11 protein-coding genes, 1 tRNA gene and 1 pseudogene are annotated in these 16,310 nt (G+C 72.2%); 10 read left to right on the top strand and 3 right to left on the bottom strand.

The window, feature by feature from the left end; genetic code table 11:
* Positions 1-3: 3 nt before the first annotated feature.
* The 3 genes and pseudogenes from ABZ920_RS04050 to ABZ920_RS04040 all read left to right on the top strand — a co-directional run bounded on the left by ABZ920_RS04050 (position 4) and on the right by ABZ920_RS04040 (position 2,735).
* A pseudogene (locus ABZ920_RS04050) lies at positions 4-1,358 on the top strand (DUF5685 family protein).
* A 335-nt stretch (positions 1,359-1,693) separates the two neighbouring features.
* Positions 1,694-2,350 carry a hypothetical protein gene (locus ABZ920_RS04045; protein WP_361498545.1) on the top strand — a complete coding sequence of 219 codons (657 nt, stop codon included), beginning with the start codon at positions 1,694-1,696 and terminating at the stop codon, positions 2,348-2,350.
* Positions 2,351-2,522: 172 nt separating this feature from the next.
* Positions 2,523-2,735 (top strand): tyrosine-type recombinase/integrase, encoded by a 213-nt coding sequence (locus tag ABZ920_RS04040; RefSeq protein ID WP_361498882.1) that lies wholly within the window; start codon positions 2,523-2,525, stop codon positions 2,733-2,735.
* 77 nt (positions 2,736-2,812) lie between these two features.
* Here ABZ920_RS04040 and ABZ920_RS04035 read toward each other — a convergent pair.
* Positions 2,813-2,888, bottom strand: a tRNA-Arg gene (locus ABZ920_RS04035).
* A gap of 321 nt (positions 2,889-3,209) precedes the next feature.
* Between ABZ920_RS04035 and ABZ920_RS04030 the strand changes: the two genes are divergently transcribed.
* The 4 genes from ABZ920_RS04030 to ABZ920_RS04015 all read left to right on the top strand — a co-directional run bounded on the left by ABZ920_RS04030 (position 3,210) and on the right by ABZ920_RS04015 (position 9,964).
* Positions 3,210-4,817 carry a dynamin family protein gene (locus ABZ920_RS04030; RefSeq protein ID WP_361498543.1) on the top strand — a complete coding sequence of 536 codons (1,608 nt, stop codon included), beginning with the start codon at positions 3,210-3,212 and terminating at the stop codon, positions 4,815-4,817.
* An 882-nt stretch (positions 4,818-5,699) separates the two neighbouring features.
* The gene (locus ABZ920_RS04025; RefSeq protein WP_361498541.1) at positions 5,700-7,427 is read left to right on the top strand and encodes a YfjP family GTPase; all 1,728 of its coding nucleotides are present in this window, start codon (positions 5,700-5,702) and stop codon (positions 7,425-7,427) included.
* 317 nt (positions 7,428-7,744) lie between these two features.
* Positions 7,745-8,224: a single-stranded DNA-binding protein gene (locus ABZ920_RS04020; RefSeq protein ID WP_361498539.1), complete on the top strand. Its 480-nt coding sequence runs from the start codon at positions 7,745-7,747 to the stop codon at positions 8,222-8,224.
* 372 nt (positions 8,225-8,596) lie between these two features.
* Positions 8,597-9,964, top strand: a complete 1,368-nt coding sequence (locus ABZ920_RS04015) for a Cys-Gln thioester bond-forming surface protein (RefSeq protein WP_361498880.1) — start codon at positions 8,597-8,599, stop codon at positions 9,962-9,964.
* 163 nt (positions 9,965-10,127) lie between these two features.
* On the opposite strand, the gene ABZ920_RS04010 is transcribed toward ABZ920_RS04015, so the two are convergent.
* Together ABZ920_RS04010 and ABZ920_RS04005 are read right to left on the bottom strand one after the other, a co-directional pair.
* Positions 10,128-11,921 carry a hypothetical protein gene (locus ABZ920_RS04010; RefSeq protein WP_361498537.1) on the bottom strand — a complete coding sequence of 598 codons (1,794 nt, stop codon included), beginning with the start codon at positions 11,919-11,921 and terminating at the stop codon, positions 10,128-10,130.
* A 394-nt stretch (positions 11,922-12,315) separates the two neighbouring features.
* A complete protein-coding gene (locus ABZ920_RS04005; RefSeq protein WP_361498535.1) occupies positions 12,316-12,762 on the bottom strand; it encodes a hypothetical protein in 447 nt (148 codons plus the stop codon).
* Positions 12,763-13,386: 624 nt separating this feature from the next.
* On the opposite strand from ABZ920_RS04005, the gene ettA reads away from it, so the two are divergent.
* Genes ettA through ABZ920_RS03990 form a run of 3 tightly spaced genes read left to right on the top strand, consistent with a single transcriptional unit; the run spans position 13,387 to position 16,171 of the window.
* The gene (ettA, locus tag ABZ920_RS04000; protein WP_361498533.1) at positions 13,387-15,051 is read left to right on the top strand and encodes an energy-dependent translational throttle protein EttA; all 1,665 of its coding nucleotides are present in this window, start codon (positions 13,387-13,389) and stop codon (positions 15,049-15,051) included.
* A 2-nt stretch (positions 15,052-15,053) separates the two neighbouring features.
* The gene (locus tag ABZ920_RS03995) at positions 15,054-15,488 is read left to right on the top strand and encodes a thioesterase family protein (protein ID WP_361498531.1); all 435 of its coding nucleotides are present in this window, start codon (positions 15,054-15,056) and stop codon (positions 15,486-15,488) included.
* A complete protein-coding gene (locus ABZ920_RS03990; protein ID WP_361498529.1) occupies positions 15,485-16,171 on the top strand; it encodes a hypothetical protein in 687 nt (228 codons plus the stop codon). Before ABZ920_RS03995 ends, ABZ920_RS03990 begins: the two co-directional genes overlap by 4 nt.
* Positions 16,172-16,310 lie beyond the last annotated feature (139 nt).

Genomic DNA, 16,310 nt, shown 5'->3' with positions numbered 1-16,310 from the left:
TCGGTGTTCGGAATCATCAGGCCGTGCCGTCATCGCCTGGGCGAGGCCATGCGTACCGAGTGGATGGCGCATCTGTGTGGGCTGTGCCTGGCGCTGCGCGGCGAGTACGGGCAGTTCGCACGGGTGGCCACCAACTACGACGGCCTGATCGTCTCGGTGCTGACCGAGGCGCAGTCGGAGCGTACCGGCGACTGGCGGCGAGGCGCCGGTCCGTGCCCGCTGCGCGGGATGCGGTCGGCGGACGTGGCGCAGGGCGAGGGCGCACGGCTGGCGGCGACGGTGTCGCTGGTGCTGGCCGCAGCGAAGATACGTGACCATGTCACCGACGGCGACGGCCTGTTGGGGCGCCGCCCGGTGGCGCTGGCGGCACGCCGGATCGCCCACGGCTGGTCCGTGCGAGCGCCGCGGGCGGCGAACGGCTCGGCTTCGACACCGCGGTGCTGCTCGGCACGGTCGAACGCCAGCCGGAAATCGAGCGGTTGACCGGCCCCGGCAGCTCGCTGCTGACGGTGACGGAGCCCACGGAGACGGCAACCGCCGCCGCCTTCGCCCACACCGCGGTACTCGCCGGCCGCCCGGGCAACGCCGAACCCCTGGCGGAGGCCGGCCGCCTGTTCGGTCGGCTGGCGCATCTGCTGGACGCGGTGGAGGACCTGGACGCGGACGAGGCGTCCGACGCGTGGAACCCGATTGCCGTGACCGGCACGGACCGCGCCGAAGTGCGCCGGCTCTGTGACGACGCCGTCCACGGAATCCGACTCGCTCTGGCAGAAGCCGAGTTCGTCGACGGGCGGCTGGTACGAGCGCTCCTGGGCGCCGAGTTGGAGCGTGCCACTGATCGCGTCTTCGACCCCCGGCATCGTCACCACCAGCGTCGCCACCAGGCGCGGGGCTCACGCATGCTGCTCTGGCCGGGACGCCGTACGGCGACGGAAATACCTTCGGAGACCGGCACGGCCTGCGGCACAGGGGCGCTTGCCGGCGCGGCCCCGGAGGGCGGCTCGATGGCGTCGGGCCGGCCGCCGGAGGGGCAGTGCCGGCGGTGTGGCCAGTGGCGCCGGTTGTGCCGTGGCTGCGGGGTGTGCTCCAACTGCTGCATCTGCATCGAGGACGACGGAGAGCTCTGGCAGTTCGGTGACGGCAACCGCGATGGCGGCTCGCACCAGGGCGGTTCAGGGGGCGACGGCTGGTTCGGCGGCCGGGGCGGCGGCAACTCGGGCGGGTCAGCCGGAGGTTCGGGCGGCGGGGATCGGGGATCCGGTGGCTCTGGTGGTTCCGGCGGTGGCTCGGGTGACGGCTGCTGCGGTGGTGGTGGTTGCTGCAACCCGTGCAAGTGCTGTTGCGACTGCTGCGACTGAACGACGTATGAGCCGGGCCCTTGGGTGGGAAGGGAACTGGGAGCGGCTGCCCGAGCCCCCGGGAAGGGAACTGGGAGCGGCTGCCGTGCGCTGTCCACGGACGCCTGGTCAGGCCACGTGGCAGCGCCGATCGAGGACCTGGGCCGACGCGGGCCGGCCGTGATGTCATCGGTGAGCACGATACGGTCGGTGACGCACACGTCCGGCCCGGCGAGCACCGCCACCAGGGCGGGGAGCACTCGCGTGGATGTCTGAGCAGACCGTTACCGGGCTCAGCACGCTCCTCACTCCGCCCTGCTCCTCACGCCGGGGTGACGAGAACAGGGGGATGTCCGATGGACGAGGGGCGCCGGGAAGGGCTGGAGCGGATTCGCTCCAAGCTCGAGCTGATCACGCAGGTGGAGGCCGAGTACGGCTTCGGGGTGATCATCGAGGGGACGAGGAACCCGGAGCCCGTTCCGGAACTGCCGCAGGGGGTCACCGAGGTGTTCGGCCTCTTCTCGCGGCTGGGCGCCGACCACTTCCGCTTCTTTCAGCCCGACGAGGTCCAGGGCCCAGCCGCGTGGGCGGCCCGGGCGACCGTTCCGCACTGCCCACTGGGCAGTCCCCTGGCCATCGGCTGCGAGCGCCACCGCGCCCCGCAGGACATCGAGTGCGCCGACCGCATCTGGCTGGACCTGGACGACGGGGATGTCTACCACTACGACATCGACGACTACATCCACCTGTACAAGCACCCGGACGAAACGATCGACGTCCTGGTGTTCGCGAACGACATCGTCACGTTCTTCGACCGCTTCGTCCTCGGGCCGGCCTACCCCCAGCTTGTCGCAGCCATGATCGGACCGGGCGTTGTCACGCGCCGTGACCGGCGCGGCCGATACCGGGACAGATGGTTGCGGCTACTTGTGGAGAGCGGCCTGGCCAGGGCCGACGATGAGGAGGCGATCTGGGAGATGCCCGATGTGACCCGGTTGACTCTGAGTGATTAAGGGGCGGGTGAAGGGCCGTCTGGTGCGCACCTTGGGCGCCCTCGCACGGCCCAGGGACGCCCCAGGCGGAGCCCGCCCCAGTCCTGTGTGACCACGTAGCGGCCACAGCCAAGCAGAAGCGCTCTGCGACGCCCTCGTCAGTGCGTCGGCCGGAACCGGCACTTCTCACCCGATCCGCGAGCGGCTGGGCCTGGAGGCCCGTTTCCACGATCTCCGGCACACCCGCGTGACCCTCCTGCTCGGCCTCGGCATCCCGCCGCATGTCGTCCGAAACATCGTGGGGCGCAGCGCGCTGGAGGTGACCATGAACATCTACGCGCGCGCCGACCTGGCGGAGGAGCGGGCCGCCCTGGACAGGCTGGGCACTCTGCTGGCCGTCGAGTGACGGGGCCGTTGCCGTCAGAGCCATGCAAAACGCCCTGGAGGGGAGATCCCCTCTGGGGCGTTTCCGCTGGTAGGAGATGGCGCCCCCGGCAGGACTCGAACCTGCGGCCAAGCGCTTAGAAGGCGCCTGCTCTATCCACTGAGCTACGGGGGCCTGGTGTGGTGGCCTCTGTCGTGGTGCCCGGGTGTGGGCCGTTCCGTGACGTTGCCGGGGACAAGGATAGGGCTCCCGCGTCCTTGTCCCTGTTGCTTCGCCTCCGTGGCTCAATGTGGAGGTTCGGTGAAGCGGTCCTGATAATCGCAGGCAGGTACGAATCGTGCACGCCTTTGAGCCTCTCGCGCACCGGGTGTTGTGCACTCGTTATGCCTGGACGGCGCTGGCGTCCGGGTCGCCCCTTCTGTCCGTTGTGTCGGGTCGGCGCGCAGGCATGCGCATATGCTTCAGAATTCCCCTAAAATTGGGCATTCTTCACATGTGGTGACCTTGGACGTACGGCCTCAGCTGCTCGACGCACTCTCCGCCCTGCGCGACCGTGTCGCCGCCGCGCGCTTCCCGCTGCCCATCGAAGGGGCGCCACGCGCGCGGGCCAGCCGAGACGAACTGCTCGCCCAGCTCGACGACTATCTGCTGCCCCGGCTCAGACAGCCCGAGGCGCCCCTGCTCGCCGTGGTCGGGGGCTCCACCGGCGCCGGGAAGTCGACGCTCGTGAACTCCCTGGTCGGGCGGCGGGTCAGTGAGGCGGGCGTGCTGCGGCCGACGACGCGGACGCCGGTACTGGTGTGCCATCCGGAAGACCATCACTGGTTCAGCGGTGTGCGCGTCCTGCCCGACCTCGCGCGCGTGTGGGTGCCGCACCAGGAGGCCGGTGACGACCTGCCGCTGCCGGAGGACGAGAGCGCGCGGGTGCTGCGCGTCGAGACCGTCGACACCGTGCCCCCCGGGCTGGCCCTGCTCGACGCCCCCGACGTGGACTCCCTGCTCGCCGACAACCGCGTCCTGGCCGCGGAGCTGATCTGCGCCGCCGACATCTGGATCATGGTGACGACGGCCGCCCGGTACGCCGACGCCGTCCCCTGGCATCTGCTGCGCACCGCCAAGGAGTACGACGCCACCCTCGTCACCGTGCTGGACCGGGTGCCGCACCAGGTCGTCTCCGAGGTCTCCCGGCAGTACGGCGCCCTGCTCACCAAGGCCGGGCTCGGCGACGTTCCCCGGTTCACCGTGCCCGAGCTGCCCGAGTCGGCCTGGGGCGCCGGACTGCTGCCCGCCACCGCCGTGGCCCCGCTGCGCAGCTGGCTCGTCCAGCAGGCCCACGACCCGGCGGCCCGCCGCCAGTCGATGGCCCGCACGGCCTACGGCCTCCTGAACTCGCTGAAGTCCCGGATGCCCGAGCTGGCCGCCGCGTCGGCGGCGCAGTACGCGGCCGCGCTGCGGCTCACCGCCGCCGTCGACAGCGCGTACGACAGCGAGTACGCGCGTGTCCGGCGGCGTCTGCAGGCCGGGGCCGTGCTCGCCGGGGACGCCCTGAAGCGCTGGCGCGCCTTCCCGCTCGACTGCACCGCCGGCGAGCTGCTCGACGCGCTGGTGGAGAGCCTCGGCGCCCTCCTGCTGTGCGCCGTCACCGCCGCCGACGAGCGCATCGACGACGTCTGGCGGCGCGAACCGGCGGCGGCCGCCGCGGAGCTCGTCGGCCGCGACCCCTCGCCGGGGAGCGCCGAGCACCGCATCGGGATGGCGGTCCGGCGGTGGCGGCGCGAGCTGGAGGAGTACGCCGAGGAGGAGGTGGGCCGACTGGAGCGCAGCGTCGCGCCCGATCCCGAGACCGTCGCCGCCCTGGTCGCCACCGGGCTGCTGGGGGGTCGGCGGGCCCGGTCCGCCGGTGAGGGACTCGCCGAGCGGGTCGGCGCGCACGGCGCTCTGCGTCTGCGGGACCGCACCGGGCGGCTGCTCACGGACCACCTGGACCGGGTCATGCACGTCGAGCGCGAGCGCCGGCTGGCCCCGCTCGACGCGCTGGAGGTGCACCCGGACCCCCAGGCAGAACTCATCGCCGCGCTGTCCGTACTGCTGAAGGAGAGGTGACCGGTGTCCGCCGTCACTGACGATGACCACAGGGAGCACGCCGACCGGACGGAGGGCACGGTTCACGGGCGCGCCGCGGACGGCGGCGCCGGCTGGGGGGCCGGGAGCAACGGGGACACCGCCCGGACCTCCGGGAACCCCCGGAGGGAGGACTTCCAGAGCACCCAGGACGTGTGGGGCGCCGAGAGCCTCCGGAGCACCGGTGGCACCGGCAGCGGATCCGGCGGCGCCGGGCGCCTCCAGGTTGGAGGCGCCCGGGACGCCGGCGGTGCCGAGGATGCGCCTCCGCGTAGGCCCGCGGAGGACCGGCGACCTCCGCGTCTCGCCGACGCCGGTGGCGCGGGCCGCCCCGGTAGCGCGGGCGGCGTCGGTGGCCTCGGCAGTCCTGGCGGTTCCGGTAGTCCCGCGGGCCTTGCAGGTGCCCTCGACGTCGCCGGTTCCGCCGAGGGAGGGCCCGGCGGCGGTGGGGAGACCGTGAACGCGCGCACGGCAGGTCGCTCCTACCCCGGCCGTGCCGATACAGCTCGTGCCGGCGCAGTCCGTGCTGACGCAGTCCGTGGCGATACGGGTCGTGCCGACACAGTCCGGGCTGACGCAGTCCGGGCTGACGCAGTCCGTGCCGACACGGGCCGTCCCAGCAGACCCGACGCGGCCGGCGGGCACGTCGCTGAGGCCGCCCCCGGGCAGCGCACCGCCGAAGGCATCTCCGGACGGCACACCGCGGATGGCGTCCCCGGACGGCACACCCCGGAAGGCAACCCCACGGGTCCCGCGGCGGGTGCCGCCGGACATGGTTGCACGGGAGGCGGCGCCGCGGCGGACCACCGCCCGGCCGCACGAGCGCAGGACGAGTACGCACGAGCGAAGGACGAGCACGCACGCGTGAAGGACGACGACACCTCCGGCCGCACCGAGGCCGCGGAGGTCTGGGACGACGGGCTGATCGCCCGCCGCGTGACGGAGACCGCACACCTCGTCCCCGTCGTGGAGACCAGGCCGCTCCGCCCGCTTCCCACGACCCCCCTGGCCTACGACGCCCCCCTGCGGTCACGGCTGGACGCGCTGCGCGAGCTGGTGGGCCTGTCCCGCACCCGCCTCGACAGCGACACGCTCACCGAGGCGGGCCGCGTCCTCGACGAGGCGGCGGCGCGGCGCCGGCTGTCCGGGCAGCACACCGTCGTCGCCATCGCGGGCGCCACCGGCAGCGGCAAGTCGCAGCTGTTCAACTCACTCGCCGGCGTACCCATCTCCGAGACCGGCGTGCGGCGGCCGACCACCGCGGCGCCCATCGCGTGCAGCTGGAGCGACGGCGCGGCGAGCCTCATCGACCGGCTCGGCATCCCGGGCCGGCTGCGCCGCCGTCCGGTGCACGGGTCCGACGGGGACACGCAGCTGCGCGGGCTCGTCCTGGTCGACCTGCCCGACCACGACTCGGCCGCCGTCCAGCATCGCGAGCAGGTGGACCGCATCCTGGCCCTCGTCGACGCCGTGATCTGGGTCGTCGACCCGGAGAAGTACGCCGACGCCGTGCTGCACGAGCGCTACCTGCGGCCCATGGCGGGGCACGCGGAGGTCACGTTCGTCGTCCTCAACCAGATCGACCGGCTGCCCGGGGACGCCGCCGACCAGGTCCTCGACGATCTGCGCAGGCTGCTCGACGAGGACGGCGTCGCGCTGGGCGAGCACGGCGAGCCGGGCGCGACCGTGCTGGCGCTGTCCGCGCTCACCGGGGACGGCGTCGGCGAGCTGAGGGAGGCGCTCGGCCAGTTCGTGGCGGAACGGGGCGCGGCGGCGCGGCGGGTCTCGGCCGATGTGGACGCCGCCGCGGCGCGGCTGCGGCCCGTCTACGCCGCGAGCCGGCGTCCGGGGCTCAGTGAGGAGGCACGCGAGGAGTTCGCGGCGCGCCTCGCGGACGCGATGGGTGCCACCGCCGCCGGAGAGGCGGCCGAGCGCGCCTGGCTGCGCAATGCCAACAAGGCCTGCGGCACGCCCTGGCTGCGGCTGTGGCGGTGGGTCCACGTCCGGCGTGAATCGACCACGGGACGTCTGCCGGTGCGCGCCCAGCCGGACGAGGAGGCCACGGCGCGCCAGCGCGTCGAGCAGGCCGTGCGCACGGTGGCCGACCGGGCCTCGGCCGGCCTGCCGGCGCCGTGGGCGCAGGCGGTGCGGGAGGCCGCAGTGCGCGGGGCGCAGGGGCTGCCGGAGGCGCTGGACGAGCTGGCGGCGCGGGCCGGGCTGCCACCGGGGCGGCCGCCGCGGCCGGGCTGGTGGCCGGCGGCGGTCCTGGCGCAGGCGGCGATGACGATCCTCCAGGTCGTCGGCGGCCTGTGGCTGGTCGGCCAGATCATCGGCGTCATGGCGCCCAACGTGGCCGTGCCGGTGCTGCTGATGGTGGCCGGCATCGTCGGCGGCCCGCTGGTGGAGTGGAGCTGCCGGATCGCGGCCCGCGGACCGGCACGGAGATACGGCCTGGAGGCGGAACGGCGCCTGCGCGAGGCGGCCGCGGGCTGCGGCCGGGCACGGGTGCTGGATCCGGTGGCGGCGGAGCTGCTGCGGTACCGGGAGGTGCAGGAGCGGTACGCGCGCGTCACGGGCGCGGGGGTGCGCTGAGGCGGCCGGGGCCGGTAGGGGGAGGCTCGGCCGCGGGGCGGGTGTCCCTTACTCGGGTGAGGTCGTCCTCACTCCGGACTCCGGTGAGGTCGTCCCCCACTCGGGTGAGGGAGTTGTCCACAGGCAGGCGGTGGTCCACAGCGCTCGGCGGGCCCGGCGCCGGCGGAGGCAGTCTGGTTCCGCGGCGATCGCCGGGGACGCGGTCGTCGCGGCAGACGCAGCCGTACGGGACAGGCCCGTGCGTGTGCAGCCCGTACGGGACGGGCCCGTGCGTGTGTCCGCCCGACGTGACCAGCCGGGCGAGGGAGGGGCAGGCGATGAACGAGACGATGGTCTGCGCGGTGGGCAACGTGGCGACCCAGCCGATGTACCGCGAGCTGGCGTCGGGGGCGTCGGCGAGGTTCCGGCTGGCGGTGACCCCGCGCTACTGGGACCGCGAGAAGAACAGCTGGACGGACGGCCACACCAACTTCTTCACGGTGTGGGCCAACCGCCAGCTCGCCACGAACGTGACGGCGTCGCTGAACGTCGGCGATCCCGTGGTGGTCCAGGGCCGGCTGAAGGTGCGCACGGAGGTCCGCGACAGCCAGAGCCGGACCTCGGCGGAGATCGACGCCGTGGCGATCGGCCACGACCTGGCGCGGGGCACCTCGGCCTTCCGACGGTCCGGCCGGCCGGAGACGGTGACAGCGGGCGCGCCGGCGCCACCCGAGCCGGCCTGGGAGACACCGGTCGCGGAGACGGCGGACCAGGCTGCCGACCTCCAACCAAGCCCGCCGGCGGCCTCGGTGACGTGAGGCGAGGCCGGACGACGGGGGGCGGGCCCGGTCGAACTGCCGCACGCGCGGCCGCTGGACCGCCGCCTGCCGACAGGCCGGTTCGACCGACGGCCGCAGTGACTTGTCGACAAGTCGCCCTGAAACACGGGCTGTCGGGCACGGCGGCGATAACGATTCCGATTCGGATCACTGATCCGACCAGGTGGCGAAGAAGCGTGCTGTGCCCGGTACTTAGGATGCCGGGCATGGCTCTCGGGGCTTGAGATTCTGCTGGTGGGACCGTACCCCCACGTCAACGGGTCCTGCTCGAAGGGGAATTCTGTGTGTGCTTGGTTCTCTGTGCCGTCCACGCGCAGGCGAGGGGCGGCCCGCCTCGCCGCCGCGACGCTGATGTCCGGGCTCGCCGCGGCGGGTGTGATGACCGCCGCCGGCCCGGCCGCCGCCGACGGGACACCACGGAGTCAGGGCGGGGCGACCGCCACCATAGGCGGCCTGAAGACGTACGGCACCGCCGTCATACATGACGAGGGCGGGGACTTCGAGGTCTCCGCAGGCCTGTTCGAGATGTCCGTCGACGGGGGCGGCATGCTCCAGACGTACTGCGTCGACGTGCACACCCCCACGCAGAAGGACGCCAAGTACCACGAGACGCCGTGGAGCGGCACCTCGCTCGGCACCAACGAGCACGCCGGGAAGATCCGCTGGATCCTGCAGCACTCCTACCCGCAGGTGAACGACCTCGCGGCGCTGGCCGCCAAGGCCGGGGTCAGAAACCTCACCGAGCAGGACGCGGCGGCCGGCACCCAGGTGGCCATCTGGCGCTACTCGGACGGCCCGGACGTCGACGCCGTGAACCCCGAGGCGGAGAAGCTCGCCGACTACCTGCACGCACACGCCCGCGACCTGCCCGAGCCCCAGGCCTCGCTGACCCTCGACCCGCCCGCCGTCTCCGGCCACCCCGGCGAGAGGATCGGCCCGGTGACGGTGCGCACCGACGCGAGCAGCGTGACGGTGACACCGCCCGCGAACGCCGCCACCACCGGCGTACGGATCACCGGCGAGGACGGCAGGCCGGTCACCTCCGCCGTCAACGGCAGCCGGCTGTTCTTCGAGGTGCCCGGGGAAGACGCCAAGGGCGGCGAGGTGTCCGGCGGCGGGGGAGGGACGGCCACGCTCACCGTGCAGGCCTCCACCACCGTCCCGGTGGGCCGCGCCTTCACCTCCGACAGCCGCAGCCAGACCCAGATCCTGGCGGGCTCCAGCGAGTCGACGGTCTCCGCCACGGCCAGCGCCACCTGGGCCGCACACGGTGCGATACCGGCCCTGTCCGCGTCGAAGAACTGTGCCGACGGCGGCGTCGACATCACCGTGGACAACAAGGGCGACGAGTCGTTCACCTTCCAACTGCTCGGCACCGGGCACAGCGTCGCGGCGGGGGCGTCCGAGACGCTGACGATCCCGTTGCAGGAGGATCAGGCGTACGACTTCACGATCGAGGACCCGAACGGTGTCGGCCGGCGGTTCAGCGGCGTACTGGACTGCAGGACGCGGGGCAGCGAGACCGGCGCCGCCACGCAGACGCTCGGCGAGCCCAGCCCGGCGATCGTGGCCGCCGGCGAGGCCGGCGGCACGAACCTCGCCGCGACGGGCGGCACCAGCACGACCCCGCTGATGGCGGCGATCGGCCTGAGCCTGCTGGTGCTGGGCGCCACGGCCCTGAGCATCGTCCGCAAGAAGAAGGCACCGACCGAGCGCTGACGACGCACGGCACCTTGCCAACTCAACAGTGAGCGACCCGCCGAACCCGCTCCGGCACCGACCCGGCTCGGCCCGCTCCGGCCCCGGCCGGCCCCAGGGGCGCACCGGGGCCGCGCCGCACCCGCGGGCGGCGAGGGTGGGGATGGCCTACGGCCGGCCCTTGTCATCCGGGTTGTGTGCTGGTCCGGGTGGGGCAGGCCGTTGAACTGGTCGTTGCCGGGCGGGCGGGCACCGGGGTCAGGGGCGTGCAGACGGGTGTGGCGACTCCGATGAGTTCGACCAGACCGTTGCCGCCGGTGGGTGGGACGAGTTTCGACCAGTTGTTGGCCAGCCAGACGTTGCCGGACTGGTCGAGCTGGATGGCGGTGAGGTGCTGGATGGAGTCGCTGCGGTAGCCGCCGGGCGGCGACAGCAGGGAGCCGGTGGAGGAGCCGGGCGGGCAGGCGCTGGTGTTCACGCCGCACAGGACGGAGACGGACGGGGCCCCGAAGCCGGCGACCCATACGCGGTCGGACCCGTCGACGGCCACGGACCAGGGAGCGATGGCCGTAGGGAATTTGTATACGCCTGCGACCTTTCCGCTCGGCCCGATCTCGGTGATCGAGTTGCTGACGAAGCTGGGCACCCAGACGTTGTTCCTGGAGTCGACGGCCAGTCCGAGGGGCCAGTCGAGCGAGGTGTCCTCGATGGGGGAGAACGAAATCGGCTTGAAGTCGGGGCCGATCACGGTGACGCTCCCGCCCACGTGGCCCTCGGGTACGCGTGAGTCCAGGAGCTTCGCCCCGTTGAGGCGGGCGTTGCTCACCCAGGCCCGGCCGTAGCCGTCGATCTGGACGGAGAACGGGTGGTCGAGGCCGCCGCCCTTGATGGTGATCGCCTTCGAGGGGTCGCCGTGGGGGTAGACGACCACGTCTCCCTGGCCGCGGTTGCCCTTCAGGCCGTAGAAGTTCGCGATCCAGATGTTGCCCCTCTGGTCGACTGCGGTGCCCTGGGGATGGTTCAGGCCGCCGTTCTTGAATCCTGAACCGGGCGACAGCGGCTTTCCGGCCGACGAGTACTTCGACATGGCATCGCCGCCGTAACTGGACACCCACACGGAGTTCCCGTGGTCGACGGCGATGCCCCAGGCACCCGCCTTCATGCCGCCGCCGCTGATGGGGCTGTTCAGGGTCGGGCTGCCCACCGGGTCCTGCACGGTGACATAGGGGCTGGGGTTCCGCGTTCCGGGCAGCCAGTTGTTGGAGGCCCAGACGTTGCCCTTGGCGTCGATGGCCATACGGCCGGGGGCGTAGACGCCGGGGGCGGTGTAGTGCAGGGCCAGGACCCAGGCCGCCGGCGCCGCGGTGAGCGCGGGGGTGTAGGTGTGCGCCCGGCCGGCCAGGGCGTACAGCCCGCCGGTGGCCAGCCTCGGGTCGCGGGCGAGGTTGAGCACCGCTTGCGCCGTGTCACCAGGAGTGTTCCCGCGCCGCGGTGTGGCCAGGCGCAGCATGTCCTGGCATCGCTCGGTGTCCGCTCCCGGCGCGCAGAGGGAGACGAGATTGGCCAGGGTGCCGAGGGTGGCCAGGGTGTCGTTCCTGCTGCCGTTGTTCTGGTCGGTGACCACCTTGCCGGGTCTCCCCGAGACCGGGTCGGCGAGGTTGTAGTACGTAGCCGCGGCGTTCTCCAGGCCAGGGCTCGGCCCGCTGATGCCGCGCCGGTCGGTGAACTGGGCCAGCGCGTAGGTGGCGGCGACGGTGGTGAATTCGTTGACCGTGACAGCGGATTCGGAGCGCTGCGGCACACCGCCGCCGGGGCCGACTCCCACGACGGAGCGCAGACGCAACGACCGGTCGCCAGTGGGTGTGGCTTCGACGTACAGCACGGAGCCCGTGCGCTGCTCGGGCCGGATCCGGAAGGCTCCGTCGGCGCCGGTGGTGGCATGCCCGAGTGCCCGGGCGCCTTGCCGATCTCCGGCCAAGAGCGTGACGGTGGCGTTGGACAGCGGCTTTCCCGCGCTGGTGACCTTTCCGTGCAACGGGGGCGGATTGGCGGGAGCCGTGGTGGCGGGGACACCCGTCAGGGCCAGTGCCAGGGTGGCCGATGCGGCCAGGGCGATGCCTGCCGGGCGCCGCTGAGCCGGCTTGGCCTTTCCGACGCCGCGCGAGGTCGGGAGTGCTGATCGGCGGGGGCGAACAGTGGGGGGAGACAAGAGGCGGCCTTTCGTCGTGTCGGCACGCTGCAGGACCTCCGCCCGCGGGCCGGAGCCCGGCGCGCCGGCAGGTCTTGCCGAGTGGTCCCGGGGAGTGGCACTGCCGATGGCGGGCGCTCGTTGCGGCCGCGACGCCGGCGTCACCGTCTCGGCGCGACAGCGGCTATCCGCTGCCGTTGCCCGGTTCGCGCAGCGTGAACCACCCGATCTTGCGGCCGGACAGCCAGATCAGGCCCAGGTACAGGTGCGGACCGACCTGGCGGATCTCGTCCCGGACGCCCCCGAACACCTTGGAGGTGTTGGAGTAGTCGATGACGATGCACTCCTGGTCGTCCAGGCGGCTCGGGCCCGGCTCGACCATGGCGACGATGGACAGGATGTCCAGCGGTGCGAGCCGGTTGCTGAGGTAGCCGTCCGGGCTGAAGACCTTGCCCCGCCACCCGATCGAATGCACCAGGCCGGCGAGCAGTCGCGCCCCCGCGGGGCCGACCCCTGGGAAGATCGCCGTACCCTCCATCGGGCCTCTGGGGATCTCACCTGCCGGACTCTTGCGAAACAGTTCCTCGAGCCGCTCGTCGTCGAAGCTGAGCAACTCGGTGTCGGTAGGCATCACGATCTTCCTTCTGGCCGCCGCTCACGGTCCGCCTCCGCCGTTCCCGGACACGGTCCGACAGGGAGGCGGGACTGCCGTTCGCACAGGCCCGCGGGTCCCGCGCTCTTCCTCTCCCCTCACGGCCCGGCAACTGCTGTGGCCACGAACTGGTCCGCCCGCAGTCGGCCCTCGGCCATCCCGGTCACTGTGTGCATGCGCGCGCACTCGGCACGATGAGCCAAGGCAAGGGGGCGATTACGCGTGAAGGTGACCAGCCCAGCACTGTGATCTTTCGGGGTTCCGTCCGTCACCCCCTTCATCGTGAACCCCGTCGACGCCGCTTGCCACCGCTGGCAAGCGGTCGCGGTGGCGTCCCTCTTGCATGGCGTATTGCATGGCGTAAGCCCCAGGGAGCCGGACCGAGGTGCGGCGGCGCGGCACGGCCCACCGCAACCGACCGTGGTGCCCAGCGGCCCCGGTGACCGCACGACAGCGTCCTGGCCCGGCCGAGTCCCCAGCCGCCAGCGACGAAACCCCAGGTCAGAGCCGCCCGACCGGACGGGTTTCCGTCCAGGGGTGGCGGTCAGGCAAGATGGGGTATATCTGCCCACTGCCAGATTTCAAGCTGCCGGACGGTTTCTCTTGGCTGAGTTCATTTACACCATGCGCAAGGCGCGCAAGGCGCACGGCGACAAGGTGATCCTCGACGACGTCACCCTGAGCTTCCTTCCGGGTGCCAAGATCGGCGTCGTCGGCCCGAACGGTGCCGGTAAGTCGACCGTGCTGAAGATCATGGCGGGGCTGGAGCAGCCGTCCAACGGTGACGCCTTCCTGTCGCCCGGCTACAGCGTCGGCATCCTCCTGCAGGAGCCCCCGCTGAACGAGGAGAAGACGGTCCTGGAGAACGTCCAGGAGGGTGTCGCCGAGATCAAGGGCAAGCTCGACCGGTTCAACGAGATCGCCGAGCAGATGGCGACCGACTACTCGGACGCGCTGCTGGATGAGATGGGCAAGCTCCAGGAGGAGCTCGACCACGCCAACGCCTGGGACCTCGACGCCCAGCTCGAGCAGGCCATGGACGCTCTCGGCTGCCCGCCCGGCGACTGGCCCGTCACCAACCTCTCCGGTGGTGAGCGCCGCCGCGTCGCGCTGTGCAAGCTGCTCCTCGAGCAGCCCGACCTGCTGCTCCTCGACGAGCCGACCAACCACCTCGACGCCGAGTCCGTGAACTGGCTGGAGCAGCACCTGGCCAAGTACGACGGCACCGTCGTCGCCGTCACCCACGACCGGTACTTCCTGGACAACGTCGCCGGGTGGATCTGCGAGGTCGACCGGGGCCGCCTGCACGGCTACGAGGGCAACTACTCCAAGTACCTGGAGACCAAGGCCACCCGCCTCAAGGTCGAGGGCCAGAAGGACGCCAAGCGGCAGAAGCGCCTCAAGGACGAGCTGGAGTGGGTCCGCTCCAACGCCAAGGGACGTCAGGCGAAGTCCAAGGCCCGTCTCGCCCGCTACGAGGAGATGGCCGCCGAGGCGGACAAGATGCGGAAGCTGGACTTCGAGGAGATCCAGATCCCGCCGGGCCCGCGCCTGGGCAACGTCGTCGTCGAGGTCAACAACCTCCACAAGGCCTTCGGCGAGAAGGTCCTCATCGACGACCTCTCCTTCACGCTGCCGCGCAACGGCATCGTGGGCGTCATCGGCCCGAACGGCGCCGGCAAGACCACCCTGTTCAAGATGATCCAGGGCCTGGAGACGCCGGACTCCGGTTCGATCAAGGTCGGCGAGACCGTCAAGATCTCGTACGTCGACCAGAGCCGCGAGAACATCGACCCCAAGAAGTCGCTGTGGGCCGTCGTCTCCGACGAGCTGGACTACATCAACGTCGGCCAGGTCGAGATGCCGTCGCGCGCGTACGTCTCCGCCTTCGGCTTCAAGGGCCCGGACCAGCAGAAGCCCGCGGGCGTGCTGTCCGGCGGTGAGCGCAACCGCCTCAACCTCGCGCTCACCCTGAAGCAGGGCGGCAACCTGCTGCTCCTCGACGAGCCGACCAACGACCTCGACGTGGAGACGCTCTCCTCCCTGGAGAACGCGCTGCTGGAGTTCCCGGGCTGTGCCGTGGTCGTCTCCCACGACCGCTGGTTCCTCGACCGCGTCGCCACCCACATCCTCGCCTACGAGGGCGAGTCCAAGTGGTTCTGGTTCGAGGGCAACTTCGAGTCCTACGAGAAGAACAAGATCGAGCGGCTCGGTGCGGACGCGGCCCGTCCGCACCGCGCCACCTACAAGAAGCTGACCCGGGGCTGATCTTGCGGCACACCTACCGCTGCCCGCTGCGCTGGGCGGACATGGACGCGTACGGCCACGTCAACAACGTGGTGTTCCTCCGCTATCTGGAGGAGGCCCGTATCGACTTCCTGTTCCGCCCGGAGAAGGACTTCAAGCAGGGGTCCGTGGTGGCGCGCCACGAGATCGACTACAAGAGGCAGCTGGTCCACCGGCACGAGCCGGTGGACGTCGAGCTGTGGGTCACGGAGATCAGGGCGGCGTCCTTCACCCTCACCTACGAGGTGAAGGACGGCGACCAGGTCTACGTGCGGGCCTCGACGGTGATCGTGCCGTTCGACTTCGGCACCCAGCGGCCGCGTCGCATCACCGACGAGGAGCGGAAGTTTCTCCAGGAGTACATGGACGACGCGGACGGCGCGGCCGGCGCCGACGAGTCGGAGGCCGTCGCCGCATGACGGTGCTCCACCTCGCCGACGAGACGGAGGCGGCGGACCTCGCCGCCTTCCTCTCCCGGCTGCTCCACTACGACCGCGCGGCCGCGGTGCGCCTGCAGGCGGCGGGCACGGCACTGGCCGTGTTCGGGCGCCCGCCGTCCTTCGAGGTGCTGGCCGTGCGCGCGGTACGGCTCGCCAAGCCCTACGAGAACGGGCTCGACGTCACCCTCGACGCGACCGTCTCCGCCGGTGAGCTCCTGGAGTCGGTGGACGAGAAGGCGGCGACGGCCGCCGTGCCCCCCGCGGTCACCGGTCCGCCCTGGGCGGGCGTGCTCCCGCCGCGCGGCGGGTGGCAGCCGGAGCCGGGGCTGCCGGCCGCGGACTCCCTGCGGGACATGGTGGCGGCCGCCGTCGCCGAGTTCCGCTCCCGTACGGCACAGCTCGCGCCCGAGGCGCGGACACGCGCCGAGCTCGACCGCATCGGGCGGGAGATCTGGTCCCGGACGGTCGGAGCGACGCCGTTGCCCGTACGGGCCGTGCACGCGGCGCAGTCGCTGGGCTTCCTGCGGCCCTTCCCGGCCTCCGGCGGCGGCGAAGAGCCGGGGCTGTTCTCCTCGGGTGCCTGGCTGCGGCTGCGGACGCCGTACGGCTCGATCGCCGTGCGGCGGGCAGGGCTCGGGACGCTGGGCGTCAGGGTGCGCTGACCGGCGCGGCCGGGTTGAAGTCTCGGGACGCTTCCAGCGCTCGGCGCGAGCGGACCGGCGCGGGCAGGACCGGCGGACCGACTCGCGACGTCGGGCCTCGGGGTGCGCTGACCGGCGCACGCCAGGCGGAGAACTGGAC

This window comes from Streptomyces sp. NPDC046831 (assembly GCF_040645305.1).
Lineage (GTDB): Bacteria > Actinomycetota > Actinomycetes > Streptomycetales > Streptomycetaceae > Streptomyces.
This window is presented reverse-complemented; position numbering and strand designations above follow the sequence as displayed.